The organism is Nonomuraea sp. NPDC048826, from assembly GCF_043198225.1.
In the GTDB taxonomy this organism is placed as follows: Bacteria; Actinomycetota; Actinomycetes; order Streptosporangiales; family Streptosporangiaceae; genus Nonomuraea.
On record NZ_JBICUQ010000007.1, the window covers coordinates 165,249 to 178,530 of the forward strand.

At 70.0% G+C, this 13,282-nt stretch carries 19 protein-coding genes; 4 read left to right on the forward strand and 15 right to left on the reverse strand.

From position 1 onward, the window contains the following. Positions 1 to 172 precede the first annotated feature (172 nt). Entirely contained in the window at positions 173 to 1,402 is a 1,230-nt protein-coding gene (locus tag ACGFI7_RS25615) for a GNAT family N-acetyltransferase (protein ID WP_393409025.1), read from the reverse strand. A 12-nt stretch (positions 1,403 to 1,414) separates the two neighbouring features. Then, on the reverse strand, positions 1,415 to 1,750 hold the full coding sequence (locus tag ACGFI7_RS25620) for an ArsR/SmtB family transcription factor (protein ID WP_393409027.1): 336 nt from the start codon (positions 1,748 to 1,750) through the stop codon (positions 1,415 to 1,417). Positions 1,751 to 1,858: 108 nt separating this feature from the next. Between ACGFI7_RS25620 and ACGFI7_RS25625 the strand changes: the two genes are divergently transcribed. Continuing rightward, positions 1,859 to 2,311, forward strand: a complete 453-nt coding sequence (locus tag ACGFI7_RS25625; RefSeq protein WP_393409029.1) for an SRPBCC family protein — start codon at positions 1,859 to 1,861, stop codon at positions 2,309 to 2,311. Here ACGFI7_RS25625 and ACGFI7_RS25630 read toward each other — a convergent pair. Together ACGFI7_RS25630 and ACGFI7_RS25635 are read right to left on the reverse strand one after the other, a co-directional pair. Next, on the reverse strand, positions 2,271 to 2,837 hold the full coding sequence (locus tag ACGFI7_RS25630; protein ID WP_393409032.1) for an NADPH-dependent F420 reductase: 567 nt from the start codon (positions 2,835 to 2,837) through the stop codon (positions 2,271 to 2,273). The two genes, ACGFI7_RS25625 and ACGFI7_RS25630, sit on opposite strands and share 41 nt — an antisense overlap. Beyond that, positions 2,837 to 3,049, reverse strand: a complete 213-nt coding sequence (locus ACGFI7_RS25635; RefSeq protein ID WP_393409034.1) for a winged helix-turn-helix transcriptional regulator — start codon at positions 3,047 to 3,049, stop codon at positions 2,837 to 2,839. Before ACGFI7_RS25635 ends, ACGFI7_RS25630 begins: the two co-directional genes overlap by 1 nt. Positions 3,050 to 3,257: 208 nt before the next feature. On the opposite strand from ACGFI7_RS25635, the gene ACGFI7_RS25640 reads away from it, so the two are divergent. After that, the gene (locus ACGFI7_RS25640) at positions 3,258 to 3,932 is read left to right on the forward strand and encodes a phosphatase PAP2 family protein (protein WP_393409037.1); all 675 of its coding nucleotides are present in this window, start codon (positions 3,258 to 3,260) and stop codon (positions 3,930 to 3,932) included. 114 nt (positions 3,933 to 4,046) lie between these two features. Here the strand turns inward: ACGFI7_RS25640 and ACGFI7_RS25645 are convergent, their stop codons facing one another. From ACGFI7_RS25645 to ACGFI7_RS25665, 5 genes are all read right to left on the reverse strand, one after another. Continuing rightward, on the reverse strand, positions 4,047 to 4,451 hold the full coding sequence (locus ACGFI7_RS25645) for a helix-turn-helix domain-containing protein (protein WP_393409040.1): 405 nt from the start codon (positions 4,449 to 4,451) through the stop codon (positions 4,047 to 4,049). A 188-nt stretch (positions 4,452 to 4,639) separates the two neighbouring features. Beyond that, positions 4,640 to 5,206 carry a dihydrofolate reductase family protein gene (locus ACGFI7_RS25650; protein WP_393409043.1) on the reverse strand — a complete coding sequence of 189 codons (567 nt, stop codon included), beginning with the start codon at positions 5,204 to 5,206 and terminating at the stop codon, positions 4,640 to 4,642. Positions 5,207 to 5,339: 133 nt separating this feature from the next. Next, positions 5,340 to 5,789, reverse strand: a complete 450-nt coding sequence (locus tag ACGFI7_RS25655) for a VOC family protein (RefSeq protein ID WP_393409046.1) — start codon at positions 5,787 to 5,789, stop codon at positions 5,340 to 5,342. 118 nt (positions 5,790 to 5,907) lie between these two features. Continuing rightward, positions 5,908 to 6,372, reverse strand: a complete 465-nt coding sequence (locus ACGFI7_RS25660; RefSeq protein ID WP_393409048.1) for a hypothetical protein — start codon at positions 6,370 to 6,372, stop codon at positions 5,908 to 5,910. 66 nt (positions 6,373 to 6,438) lie between these two features. Beyond that, the gene (locus ACGFI7_RS25665; protein ID WP_393409050.1) at positions 6,439 to 6,954 is read right to left on the reverse strand and encodes a hypothetical protein; all 516 of its coding nucleotides are present in this window, start codon (positions 6,952 to 6,954) and stop codon (positions 6,439 to 6,441) included. Positions 6,955 to 7,205: 251 nt separating this feature from the next. On the opposite strand from ACGFI7_RS25665, the gene ACGFI7_RS25670 reads away from it, so the two are divergent. Continuing rightward, on the forward strand, positions 7,206 to 9,116 hold the full coding sequence (locus ACGFI7_RS25670; protein WP_393409051.1) for a BTAD domain-containing putative transcriptional regulator: 1,911 nt from the start codon (positions 7,206 to 7,208) through the stop codon (positions 9,114 to 9,116). On the opposite strand, the gene ACGFI7_RS25675 is transcribed toward ACGFI7_RS25670, so the two are convergent. Then, positions 9,091 to 9,579, reverse strand: coding sequence for a S26 family signal peptidase (locus ACGFI7_RS25675; protein ID WP_393409052.1), 489 nt, complete (start codon positions 9,577 to 9,579; stop codon positions 9,091 to 9,093). The genes ACGFI7_RS25670 and ACGFI7_RS25675 overlap by 26 nt on opposite strands. A 102-nt stretch (positions 9,580 to 9,681) precedes the next feature. On the opposite strand from ACGFI7_RS25675, the gene ACGFI7_RS25680 reads away from it, so the two are divergent. Next, positions 9,682 to 9,900, forward strand: coding sequence for a hypothetical protein (locus ACGFI7_RS25680; protein ID WP_393409054.1), 219 nt, complete (start codon positions 9,682 to 9,684; stop codon positions 9,898 to 9,900). 491 nt (positions 9,901 to 10,391) lie between these two features. Here the strand turns inward: ACGFI7_RS25680 and ACGFI7_RS25685 are convergent, their stop codons facing one another. From ACGFI7_RS25685 to ACGFI7_RS25705, 5 genes are all read right to left on the reverse strand, one after another. Continuing rightward, positions 10,392 to 10,637 (reverse strand): hypothetical protein, encoded by a 246-nt coding sequence (locus tag ACGFI7_RS25685; RefSeq protein ID WP_393409056.1) that lies wholly within the window; start codon positions 10,635 to 10,637, stop codon positions 10,392 to 10,394. A 112-nt stretch (positions 10,638 to 10,749) separates the two neighbouring features. Next, entirely contained in the window at positions 10,750 to 10,995 is a 246-nt protein-coding gene (locus tag ACGFI7_RS25690; RefSeq protein ID WP_393409057.1) for a hypothetical protein, read from the reverse strand. A 930-nt stretch (positions 10,996 to 11,925) separates the two neighbouring features. Then, a complete protein-coding gene (locus ACGFI7_RS25695; RefSeq protein ID WP_393409058.1) occupies positions 11,926 to 12,231 on the reverse strand; it encodes a DUF952 domain-containing protein in 306 nt (101 codons plus the stop codon). Next, complete coding sequence (locus ACGFI7_RS25700) at positions 12,219 to 12,773, reverse strand: GNAT family N-acetyltransferase (protein WP_393409059.1); 555 nt, start codon at positions 12,771 to 12,773, stop codon at positions 12,219 to 12,221. Before ACGFI7_RS25700 ends, ACGFI7_RS25695 begins: the two co-directional genes overlap by 13 nt. 74 nt (positions 12,774 to 12,847) lie before the next feature. Next, entirely contained in the window at positions 12,848 to 13,171 is a 324-nt protein-coding gene (locus tag ACGFI7_RS25705) for a DMT family transporter (protein ID WP_393409060.1), read from the reverse strand. Between the last annotated feature and the right edge of the window lie 111 nt (positions 13,172 to 13,282).

The window sequence follows — 13,282 nt, forward strand, 5'->3', positions numbered from 1 at the left end:
CGGTGTGCGTGTCGCCTCTCGGCGAAAGGCGCAACGCGGCTCCAGCCGAACGGTAGTCCGCGAAGGCGAAAGGTGAGGCCCGGGGACACTGGGCACACCGGCCACGCATCATGGAACAACCGGCCGGCCTCCGATGTTCCCGCCGTTGTTCCCGCCGACGTTCCCGTACGGCTCAGATCCCGGCCACGGCGCTGCGGCGTTCGATCATCAGCACGTCCCGCCAGACGCCGTGATGACACCCGACGCGTCGCCGGACGCCGACCACCCGGAACCCGAGCGCCTGGTGCAGGGCCAGGCTGGCGGCGTTCTCGGTGAAGACGCCGGACTGGATCGTCCACACGCCGGCGTCCTCGCTGGCGGCGACGAACGCCGACAGCAGCGCCCGGCCGATACCGTGGGCCTGGCAGCCCGGGTGGACGTAGACGCTGTGCTCGACGACCCCGGCGTAGACCGGCCGGGCCGAGACCGCCGCGGCGGCCACCCAGCCGAGCACCCCTCCCGCGCCGGGATCGCAGGCCACGTAGCGCAGGTGCGGCAGCCTGGCGGCGGTGAAGTCCTCCCAGCCGGGAGCGAGGGTCTCGAAGCTGGCCTGGCCGGTGTCGAGCCCGGCCTGGTAGATGGCCAGCACCTGGCCGGCGTCCTCCTCGCGCATGGGCCGGATCTCCACGCCCGGCCCGGCGCCCGGCTTGACCGCTTGCACGATCGCCGAGTGCACGCCGTCGCCGTGGCCGGCGGTCAGCGTGACCCGCACGCCGGTGAACCCGGCCGCGGCCAGCAGCCGCCGGTATGCGGCCACCGTCAGCGCCCCGGCCGCGCAGCCGGAGCGCCGCCCGGCCGCCAGGCGTTCCCGGCCGGACGCGCCGTCCTCGGCCACCAGGTCGCTGACGCCGAACCGGCCGCCCGGCCGCAGCACCCGGAACGCCTCGGCCAGCACCGCCGCCTTGTCGCCGGACAGGGTGACGACGCAGTTGGAGATGACCACGTCCACCGACCGGTCGGGCAGCGGCACGTGCTCGATCGTGCCGTGCAGGAACTCGGCGTTGCGCACGCCTGCCTGCTCGGCGTTGCGCCGGGCCAGGGTGAGCATGTCGGTGCTGGCGTCCAGCCCGTACGCCCTGCCGTGCGGGCCCACCCGGCGGGCCGACAGCAGCACGTCGATGCCGCCGCCCGAGCCGAGGTCGAGCACCACCTCGCCCTCGCGCAGCTCGGCGACGGCCACCGGATCGCCGCAGCCCAGACTCGCCCGCACCGCCGCCTCGGGCAGCGTCCCGAGCTCGTCGTAGCGGGCCGCGCCGAAGCGGCCCCGCTCGAACGCGTCCTGCCCGCAGCCGGCGACGGTCCGGCCCGCGGCCGCCTGCCTGGCCAGGGCGGAGTAGTGGTCGACGATCTCGTCGTGCGCCATGGCGTCGCTCCTTCACTCGCAGGTGGGCGGGGCCGGGACGGGATTGCCCATGACCACGTCGGCGGCGGTCGGGAAACAGCTCACGCAGGTGTCGTTGATCCGGTACAGGCTGGCGGTGCCCTGCCGCTCGACCAGGACGAACCGCACCTCGGCCAGGATCTTCAGGTGGTGCGACACGGTGGACTGGCCCACCCCGGACGCGGCCACGATCTCGCCCACGCTCATCGGCGTGCGCCGCCGGGCCAGCAGCGACACGATCTGGATGCGGGTGGCGTCGGCCAGGGCCTTGAACCAGCTCGCGTACTCTTCCGCCTCCGCGCGCGGCAGCGGCTCCCTCGACTCGTTCATCGTCAATCGACGATAATAGATAAAAGTGGGGAGCGGAACCCCGGCCGGTAGGTTCAGGGTGGTCGCGGCCGGGCAGGCGGCGATGAACGCAGGGGAGAGGCGGGCCAGATGACCGGTCACGTGTACGCGGCCGCGCAAGTGCGCGTGCCGGCGCCGCCCGAGCAGGTGTTCGCGCTGGTGACCGACTGGCCACGGCACCGCGAGTGGATGGTGCTCACAACGGCCCGGCAAGCCGGCGACCGGATCGAGGCGTACACCGGCGTGTGGCCGCTGGGGTTCCTCGACGTGATGACGATCAGCCGGTGGGAGCCGCCCCACCTGGTCGTCATGCGGCACGTGGGCCGGCTGGTGCGCGGCGACGGGGTGATCCGGGTGCAGCCGTACGAGGGCGGCAGCCGGGTGATCTGGGCCGAGCGGCTGCGGCCCCCGCTGGGCCCGGCGGGACGGCTGCTGTGGCCGCTGGCCCGGCCGGTGGTCAACGCGCTGGCCAGGCTCTCCCTGCGCAGGCTGGCCCGGCTGCTCACCCGCCCGCAGACACCTCCGCGCGGCCGACCAGGTTGAAGACCGTGTGCGGATCACGGCCCCCGAACAGCAGCGAGATCACGATCGCGGCCATCGCCTCAAGATGATGGGCGTGCCGCAGATCGCCGACCGGCAGCGGATCGCCGCCGACATCGGCGATCAGCCGCCGCGCGACCTCCAGCGCGGCCGGGTCGTCACCGCAGTACGGCACCACCAGGCGGCGGCCGTCGAACACCGGCGGGTCCATCCGCCACACCCGCTCATGGCACAGGTTGAACGCCTTGACGACGTGCCCGCCGGTCACCCGCCCGATCTCCTCGGCCATCGACGTACCGGGCGGGGTGACCAGGGTGAACCCCTCGACCTCGACCGGGTTGGCGCAGTCGACGATCACCTTGCCGCGCAGCGCGCCGCCGATCCGGACCAGCGTGGACGCCATCCCCTGATACAGCACCGCGATCAGGGCGGCCTCCGCGAACGCGGCCACCTCCTCGAAGCCGCCGTACCGGGCCCCCAACCTCCCGGCCAGAGCCCGCGCCTTGCCCTCCGTACGACCAGTGATCATCAACTCGTGGCCCGCGGCGGCCCACCGGGCGCCGAGCGCCTCAGCTGCGTGAGCATCTTGTTGCTGATCCCGCCGATCCGGTCACGCAGGTCGCTGTAGCGCTGCGGGCCGCGCCCCAGCCCGAACACCACCACCACCGACCACGTGTCGGCGATCAGATCCAGCGTGCTGCGGGCGGGACAGTCGGCGAGGAACACATCGAAGTCACTCACCCGGCCAGTCCACCACACGACACCACACCGCCGGCAGGTTGAGACCAGACGCCGCAACCCCCAAGATCCTGTCATGGCCTCCGACGCCGACCCCTCCGGCCGGTCCCACCCAACCGCCCGCCTTACCGCCCGCCTGTGGTCAGCCGTACGCGCCGGCAGGACGGGGGAGAGGCCCGCACCACTCGCCGAGGCGGCCCTCCTGCTCTTGGTGATCCTGATCTTCGCCCGGCTGCACGCGGCCGCCGGCAAGGACGTGGCCGCCGCCACCGCCAACGCCTCCGCCCTGCAGACCGCCGAACGCGCCCTGCGCCTCGACCTCACGGCGGCGGCCAACCGATGGCTGGTCGAACATCCGGCCCTGATCCAGCCGGCCGTGCTCTACTACCGCCTGTACTACCTCGTACTCCTCGGCACCCTGATCTGGGTCTTCGTCCGCCGCCCCGGCGTCTACCTCACCGTCCGCCGCACCCTCATCGCGATGGCCCTGCTCGCGCTGCCGGTCTTCTGGGCGCTGCCAATGTCGCCACCCCGGTTCGCCCTGCCCGGCGTCGTCGACATCGTCGCCACGTACGACCTCTTCGGCGGCGACGCCACCCGCGAGCTTCAGACCGGCGCCAACCTGTACTCGGCGATGCCCAGCATGCACGTGGCCTGGTCACTGTGGTGCGGCTACGCCCTGTGGCGCGCCCTGCGCGCCTCCCCGCAACGGCCGGCACGCCTGACAGCGTGGCTGCCGTGGCTGTTCCCGCTGGGCATGATGGCCGTCGTCCTCGCCACGGGCAACCACTACGTCCTCGACATCGCCGGCAGCCTCGCCCTGCTCGCCGTCTCCGTCGCCGCCGCGGCCGCCTGGAGCCGCCTCACCGCCCGCGCCGACGCCTGACACCCCCGCGCCGAGAAGCCCTCCCCACGTGCGGTCACCGTCCTGATGCCCGCCCGCCGTCATCGCCTGAACCACCTGCGCCCACCCAGGGGACGCTGGTGGCCCGCGCACGCCTCACCCGGCCTCGTCCGGGAAACCCTCCCGCGCCGGCGCGGGAGCATCCGCGATGAGCACCCGCAACGCCCTGCGCCCGTCCCGGCACGCATGCTCGGCCTGGACGAGCGCGTCATGCGCACGCGCCAGACCATCACGCGTCTCCGGCCCGAGGACCCGGCCCGAACCACGCGCGAGCGCCGCGATCCTCGCCCGCTCCGCGCGATCCAGGCCGAGCGCCTCACCCAGCAGCCGTAACGACGTGCTGCGGGCACGCGGCAGCCCGTCCCTCTCCAGCCGCCGGACCGTCCGGACACTCAGCCCGGAACGCTCGGCCACATCCTCCTGCGTGAGCAGGGCCCGCTCCCGCCAGCGCCGCAGCAACGCGCCCGACGCCCGCCGGTCTTCCTCTGTCCCTCCTGACATCGCGTTCCCGCCCCTCGACCTGGTCCGCCCGGCCCCGCGGGCCTCCTGCGACCACTCTCCTCAACCGGCCCGCGGCACACATCCGCTGCCTGGCCGACCCTGGAGTACTCCACCCGGTGTAGGCGAGGGACGACACCAGGGACGGCACTGAGGACGGCACTGAGGACGGCACTGAGGACGGCACGCCCCTACTTCTCGAGCGCGTACCGCAGCAGCACCACGCCGTTGTCGAACCCGGCCGCCTCGATCAGCCTCAGATCCTGCCGGGCCTCGAACACCGGCACGCCCCGGCCCCGCGTCGTCGGGCAGACCAGCAGCGTGACCTCGTCCACGAGCCCGGCCTCCAGCAGGGACCGCATGAGCGTCAGACTGCCCCACAGCCAGATGTCCTTCCCGTCCTGCTCCTTGAGCTCGCGGACGGTCGCGGCCGGGTCACGCGTCACGGTCGCGGCGGGAAAATCCCCCCATGGCGCCTTCTCCAGCTTCGAGGAGGCGACGTACTTGGTGAGCTTGTTGAGCTTCTCGCCGTACTCGCCCTGCTCGGCGGCATACGGCCAGTATCCGGCGCTCTGCGCGTAGGTGTTCGCGCCGAGGACCAGCGTGTCCACCGCGTCGACGAGCCCCATCACCCTCGTCTTGAACGCGCTCTCGACATCCGCCGAGAACGGCTCTCCCGACACGTAACCGAGCCCCCCGTCCTCCTCGGCGGCGAGGTTGTCGACGGTGACCCACTGCTGAACGATGAGCTTTCGCATTCCTGTCGCGCCTTTCACATGCCTGTCGTACGGAGCCTTTCCCCGGGGACGGAACCGCGCCCGGATTCTCGACACGTCCGCGCCGACTTTTTCACCGGCCTTTCCGCAGCCGCCGCGACCGGGACGGCGAACCTCAGCCGAGCTCCTCGGCCAGGCCGACGACGATCCCCTCAGGGCCCCGGACGTAACACAGCCGGTACGTGTCCCCGTACTGCTCGACCGTGCCCACCAGCTCAGCCCCGTACGGCCGCAAGCGGGCGACCACGTCGTCGAGATCCTCCACGGTGAACATGACCCGCCGGATGCCGAGCGTGTTCGCCGGCGGATCCTCCGGCTCGGGCCTGACCGCCACCGGCGCGTGGAACATCGCCAGCTCGATCCCGCCCACACCGCCCGGGATCCGCAGCATCGCGACCTCCTGCCGGATCCCCTCCAGGCCGACCACCCGCTCCGCCTGCCGCGCCCACGGCCCCTCGATCGCCCCCCTGCCCTCCAGCTCCATCCCGAGCTCCACGAAGAACGCGATCACAACGTCGAGGTCCTCCACGACGATGAGAACATTGTCCATCCGCCGGATCGCCATGCCAGGTCTCCTTCGTCACGCGGCCCGCAGACGGCCGCTGGTGACCCTGGGACGGAGCCGGCCCCGCATTCTCGACATCAGATCCCGGAGAATCTCGGGAAACCCGGCCGGGACACGATCAGGTGGCCTCCTCCAGCCGTTCGGCCAGCCGCTCCAGACCACCCCTGATGAGCCGCCCGTACCCGTCGTCACCCAGCGCGCCGATCCCGGCCCGCGCCCGCTCCAAATGCTCACGGGCGCGGCCCGGATCACCCAGCCGGCGATAACAATCGCCCACGTTCAGATGCAACGACGGATACAGGCCCGCCACCGACAGCGGCACCCCGGCCTGAGCCACCCGCTCATCGGTGATCGCACCGGCGGCGGCGAGCGCCCGCAGATCCCACGTCAACTCCTCGCCGACGTCGTCCTGCACATCAGCCATCGAGTGAGCCAGCACGCACACATGCAGCGGGTCACCCTCCGCGCCGCCGATGTCCTCCCAAATCCGCGCGAACATCTCACGCGCCGCCTCACGCCGGCCCTGCTGGTGATGGAACTCCAGCGCCTCACCGATCCGGGCCATCGTCGGGTCGGTGGTCATCGGCAGCCCCTTCACCGTCGCGAGAAGATCACCGCAAGCCTACTCGCGCGACCCACGCGAACCGCGTCACCTTCCGGAGTACGGGAAATACCCCAGAACGAATTCCGCATTGACCTTCGACGTCGGCGGCTTCGACTCACAGTCGGAACGGACCGACACGAAATGGCTCTTCGTATGCGGGACATAGCACCGATAAAGCGCCCGCCTGCCCGGCCCCGGAGTCTTGTACAAGAACCCCTCCCGCCGCAGCAACGTATTGCCCTTCGCCCCGCTGACGCTGTTCTCACAGCCGGCGTCCGCGCTCAGGAACTGATCACGCGGAGCATGCCCCGCCAGACACCCGTAGATCGCCCTCGTCCCCGGAACCGGGCTAGTCAAAATCGGGACCCGCCCCTCCTCCCGATACTTCACGCCCGGCCGCGCACCACTCGTCACATAGTGCTTCAGCCCGTCGAAGTACCGCACCAGAGGAACCGTCCGCGGGGCCGACTGAACAGCTTCCGCCTGAGCCGCGGCAATCCCCGACCCGGAAGTGACCAGACCCGCCGCCAGCACACCGAGAACAGCGAATTTCGCCTTCATGCAGGAAATGCCTTTCCTTCGATTTCGCGTCCGAGACACAAGAACCCCCGCACAAAGCACGGGGGATATGCCGGGCAGTCACTCTAGCCCCACCCGTTTCCCATCGATCCGCGAAATCCGCCGAATGCCCTCCCACTGACCCGTGAATGTCCGCCACATGCCCGGCCGCACCACCCATGAAGCCACCGTGAACCCCATCTGAAGCACCCCCTTGCTTGCATGGCACCCTCCACACCCCGGGGGAGCCGCACATGGGGGAGCCGCACATGGGGGAGCCGCACATGGGGGAGCCGCACATGGGGGAGCCGCACCGCCTCACCGTCAACGTGCTCGGGCCACTCGAAATCTCGGTCGACGGACACCCCGTCCACCTGACCGCCAACCGGCTCAGAACACTCCTCACAGCCCTCGCCATGTCCGCGGGCACCACCGTGTCCATGGAACGACTCGCCGACACCGTCTGGTCCGACCGACTGCCCGCCAACTGCCGCCGCAGCCTCCAGAACTACGCCGCACGCCTGCGCACCACACTCGGCAGCCGATGGATCCACACCCAGCCCGGGGGAGTCCTCCTACGAGCCCACCCCGACGACGTCGACGCACTCCGCTTCGCACGCATCCTCGACCAGGCCGCGCGAACCCAGGACCCCCACCAGGAACGCCACCTGCTCGACCAGGCACTCACCCTCACAAGAGGCGAACCGTTCGAAGACGTGCCATCCCGGCGACTACGGGAAACAGAAGCCCCACGCCTGACCGAACGCCACCTCCTGGCCCTCGAACGACGCATCGACCTCGACCTCGACCTCGAACTCGCCACCGGCCCGTCCGGCCACCACGCCCTCCTCGCCGAACTGAAACGCTGGACCACCCGCTGCCCCCTGCGCGAATCACTGTGGCTACGCCTGCTCAAAGTCCTCGACCGGCAAGGCCGCCGCGCCGAGGCCCTCGAACGGTACGAGCAACTCCGCACCCACCTCGCCGACGACCTCGGCATCAACCCCGGACCCGAACTCCAACGCCTCTACGCCCACCTCCTCGTCGACCAGCCCCCCGCACCACCCACCAGACCGGCCCCCACCCCGCACCCCACCCCGCACCCCACCCGGTACCCCACGCCACCCCCCACGCCGCGCCAGCTACCCCCCGACCTCGCCGACTTCACCGGCCGCACCCGCGAACTCACCCTCACCGACACCCTCACCCACGGCCCCCAAACCGTCTGCGTCATCGAAGGAATGGCCGGAACCGGCAAAACAGCACTCACCCTGCACGCCGCCCACCGGCTCGCCCACCGCTTCCCCGACGGCCAACTCTTCGTCCACCTCCACGGCCACAGCCCCGGCCGAACCCCGCTACACCCCCACCAAGCACTCCGCCTCATGCTCACCGCACTCGGCACACCCCGCCACCACATCCCACCCCACACCGACGACCGAGCCGGACTCCTGCGCACCCTCCTCGCCGACCGCGCCACCCTCATCGTGCTGGACGACGCCACAGACGCGACACAAATCCTGCCCCTGCTCCCCGGCAACCCCCACTGCCGCGTCCTCATCACCAGCCGACGCCGCCTGACCCCACTCGACGCCACCCGCACCATCACCCTCCACGACCTGCCACCGACAGACGCCACCACCCTCTTCACCCGCGCCGCCGCACCCCACCCGCCCTCCGCCACCCCCGCACAACTCCACCGCACCGTCACCCGCTGCGCCCTGCTGCCCCTAGCCATCCGCCTCGCAGCCACCCGCCTGCGCACCCACCCCACCTGGGACATCAGCCACCTCCTGGCCCGGCTCACCCCGCCCCACCACAGACTGGACGAACTCACCGACGGCCACCGCAGCGTCGAAACCGCCCTCGACCAGTCCTACCGCCAACTCCCCGAAGACCAGCGACGCGCCTACCGGCTACTCGCCACCCTCCCCAACCGCGACATCCCGGCCACCACCGCCGCCACACTCCTCGGCACCGACCCACCCACAGCCGAAACCCTCCTCGACCAACTCGCCGACACCCACCTGCTCTCCGAACCCGCCCCAGGCCTGTGGCGCATGCACGACCTCGCCCACGACCACGCCCACCGACTCGCGGCCCGGCTCGCTACCCGCCAGAACGGCACCACCAGCCACCTCATCGCCCTGACCCCGCACCACTGATGAACCGCACACCCCCACCGGCACCCGCACGGAACACGACCACCCCCACCACACCACCCGCCGGATACGGCCCCCACACCCGCGAATCCAGCCCCACCGCCCGATTGTCACTGACCACCAGCACCGTCCCCGCCGGCACCCGATCAGACCCCACCACCCCCCGCAACTCCGCCGGAACAACCTGACCAGGCAGCCCCACCACCCGCTTCACCTGCAACCCCGCCACCGGCGAACGCACCACCCCACCCACCTCCACCACCGCCCCAGGCGGACCCAGCACCACCACATCAGCCGGCCTCAACCCGCCCACCCCACGCCGCCACACCACCACCCGATCCCCATGCCGCAACGCCGGCTCCATGCTGCGCCCCTCCACCGTGACCAGCACCACCGCACGCCGCACCCACCCCAGCACCCCAAGCACTCCCAGCACCACGCCGACCAGCGACAGCACACGGCTCACGACACCCTCCCGGCCGAGCACAGCGGACCACGATGAGGCAGATCTGACGCAACGCCTGCGTACTTTGTCGACCGTCGCAGTCGACCACGAACAGGAGCCACCATGAAGAAGATCATCGACCTTGCCACCCAAGCCGGGGACAAACTCCTCACCCGACTCGTCCCCGACGCCGGCACCGCCCAGGCAGCCGACTGCTGGACCGAACGCCGCTGCGACCGCGACCAGTTCGGCTCATACCTGTACATGCGCACCTGCTGCCGCTGGCAAACGGGCAAGGTCACCTGCGGCGCCTGGCAGTACCAGTGCTTCCAGTGCTGCTGACCCCGCCGGACTGACACCGGACTGACACGGGACGACACTGGACGACACTGGGCGACACCGGGCGGGGGAGGGCGCGAACCGCCACCCTCGCCCACCGCCGGCTGATCATGACGTCCTCCCGCTCCCGTGGCCGACACCCCCGGAGGAAGTGGCCGAGCACCGGGGGAGACCGCCTGGCAGTCTGCAAGGCCCCCGCCTCAGATCCGCCTCATCCCTTGCCCGGGCAGTGTGGTCGGGGGAGGAGACCGAACATTTCGGGCAAATCACCCAAAGGGTCAGTCAGTCAAGATCGGCACAGGCGGCATGAGCCTCCGTCTCGCACACGGCGAGGGCGGACTCCCGCTCCGACGGGGAGTCACGATCCGAGCAGGGGACAGCCGCGACGTACCGGCGGCACCGCCCAGCCTTTCCCGGGCCGACGGCGTCCTCGCGACCGTGCGCTATACCGGACAGAATCCAGCTTCTGTCCGGTATCGCATCTTTTGTCCGGGTTAGAGGCGGTTGACGAGGCGCGTGGCCGCCCGGTGGCTCATGCCGGTCTCGCCGCGTACGAGGAAGACGGCTTCCTGGATCTGGCCCAGCGCCTTCAGCTCGCGGGCCTGGTCGATGATGTCCTGCCGGGGGGACGGCCGGTTGCGCGGCGCCTTGGTGAGGCGGACGGCCAGGATGATCAGGTAGATGATCGCGACGGTGACGACGAAGGTCAGGGCGATCAAACCCCCGGTGGAGATGGACATGTGTCGATCGTACGTAAAGAGATCGCCGTGCGGGAGTAAGAGAGTGTCGGCGGCGTTCGTGGCGTCTTGCGTCAGGCCTCCGCCCGCTTCTCTGGTTGCTTGATAATGAACATTATGTCAAGTAGTTCTGGTCAGGGCCGCTCCTCCGATACTGCTTGTCGAGGTAGGCGATGAGCCGGGCCTCGCTGCGTTCGAGGCGTTCTCGCTGTTCGGGTGGCAGTGAGGCGAGGGCGTCGGCGAGGGTGGTCGCGCGGGGTACGTGGACCATGGCGCCGGAGTAGATGCGGCAGCTGGAGCACCAGGTGAGGGCGATGCACCGCTCGTACATGGTGGATTCGGGCGGATAGTAGCGGTACATGTAGGTGCGGGCGGGTGTTCCGCAGGTGGCGCAGATGTGGCGGTCGCCGTCGGGGGTCGTCCAGCCGGATGTGACCTTGTGCCAGTGCCATCGGTCGCGGGGTGCTCTTCATGTCGTCATGGGGTCATTCTGCGTCCGCCGGTGGTGAGCCGTGCCGGGTGGTGGTGCGTATCTCTAAGGGGCGGGCTTCTCCCCCGGTCAGATATGGCGTTTTCGGTGGTGCCGGATTTCGGTGGTGTGAGATGTGTTACGTGACGCTGGGTGATGCCGGTGTGGCGGTTGGTTGTTACCGGGATGTGATGTGATCTTGTTGTTGCGGGTGTTGTAGCTGGTCGTGGTGGGTGGTGAGGTGGGTGTGGGTCCTCTCCCCCGCTGGGTGCTGGTGGGGGCGTCGGGTGCGGTGCGTGGTTGACTGGGGTGTTGACTTGTCGTTGATTCCTCGTCCTCGGGTGGGTGTGGCCTTTAGGGTGGTCTTCTGCTATCGCGCCGCGAGAGGAGCAGCACGTGGGGAACGAGTCTGTGTTATGTCCGGTGTGCCAGGGGGTTCTTCCTGCTGATGGGCGCGAGGCGTATACGCCGCTTCGTGGGCGGTTGATCCTCACGAACGGTTACTGTGCGGGTGGGTGCGCCGAGCGGCGTGCCGCGCATGTGGAGCAGATGCGGCAGCGGGCGCCTCAGGGTGTTCCGCAGGGGATGCCGCAGCCTGTGGGTCAGCAGGGTCAGCAGCAGGTGGGTCAGCCGGTGGCTGGGCCTGGTGCTTCTTATGAGCCGATGGTGGGGCCCGGGGTGCGGGTCTCGCGCTGATCGTTGGTGGTGCGCTGCCGGCCTGGGTGCCGGTGGTGGTGTGTACGGCGAGTCCATGGATCTGAGGCGGGCTGGGTGGCCTGTCGTGGGTGCTGGGCTCGCCGTTTTCGTGTGTGTGGGCGGGTGTCAGGGGCGCTGGTAGGGGCGGGTGCGGGTGACGGCGGTGGTGGGGAGCGGTCCGTACAGGTGGGGGTAGCCGTTTTCGTGGCGGATGTCGAGTCCGGTGGGGTCGATGTCGAGGATGAGGAGGGGTTGGGTGATGTGGCTGTAGTAGGTGGTGTGGACGGTGTGGAGTTGGTCGAGGTCGCGGCTGCAGTGGATGAAGCCTTCTTGGTCGAGGGTGCGGCCGAGGGTGGAGATGCGGTACTCCCCTGTCGTCTGGGCGTGGGTCCAGTCGGTGGCGAGGGCGAGGTGGTGGATCATGGGGTCCATTCGTGGTCGAGCATGGCGTAGATGGTTTCTGAGGTCCATTCGCCTTTGACGTGTTCGTTGTCGATGAGGTGGGCTTCGCGGCGCATGCCGAGTTTTTCGAGGACGCGGGCGCTGGCGGTGTTGCGGGCGTCGAGGCGGCCGGTGATGCGGTGGAGGCGGAGGCCGTCGAAGCCGAGGCGGAGCATTTCGCGGGCGGCTTCGGTGGCGTAGCCGTGGCCGTGCTGGTCGGGGTGGAGTACGTACCCGATTTCGCCTTGGCGGTGGGTTTTGCTGGTCCAGATGAGCAGGCAGTTGCCGATGAGCGTGCCGGTGGTGCGGTGGGTGACGGCGAGGTCGATGGCGTCGCCTTCGTCGAGGAGTGCGGTGCGGCTGATCTTCTTGTCGAGGAAGGTGCGGACGGCGTCGCGGTCGCGGGGTTCCCAGTAGAGGTAGCGGGCGACGTCGGGGCGGGATTCGTAGGCGTGGAGGGCGTCGAGGTCGGCGGGGGTGAAGGGCCGCAGGGTGAGGCGGGGGGTGGTGATGGGGTATCGGGGTTTGAGCACGGGGGCAGTTTATGGCGGTTGGGGGCGGTGCGTGGTCATCCCGGGGCGGCTCTGGGGGTAGCTCAGTGGGCGGCTCAGTGGGCGGCGGAGAGGTTGAGGATGACGACGCCGCCGATGATGAGGAGGATGCCGCTGATTTTGAGCGGGGTGAGGGTTTCGCCCATGAAGGCGGCGCCGATGAGGGCGATGGCGGCGGTGCCGGCGCCGGCCCAGACGGCGTAGGCGGTGCCCATCTCGAGGTGGAGTTTGAGTGCTTGGGCGAGGAGGGCGAAGGAGGCGATGTAGCCGACGGCGGTGATGACGGTCCAGCCGGGGTGGGCGAAGCCGTTGCTGAGTTTGAGTGCGGAGGTGGCGGTGACCTCGCAGGCGATGGCGAGGGCGAGCAGGAGCCAGGCCATGGTGGTTCTCCCCGGAAGTGGTACGGGTGTCCGAGTTTACGGGTGGGTGGCCGGCTGGGGTGTTGGGGGTTCGGGTTGAAAAGGGTGTCGAATACGTGTTCCACTTGGGTG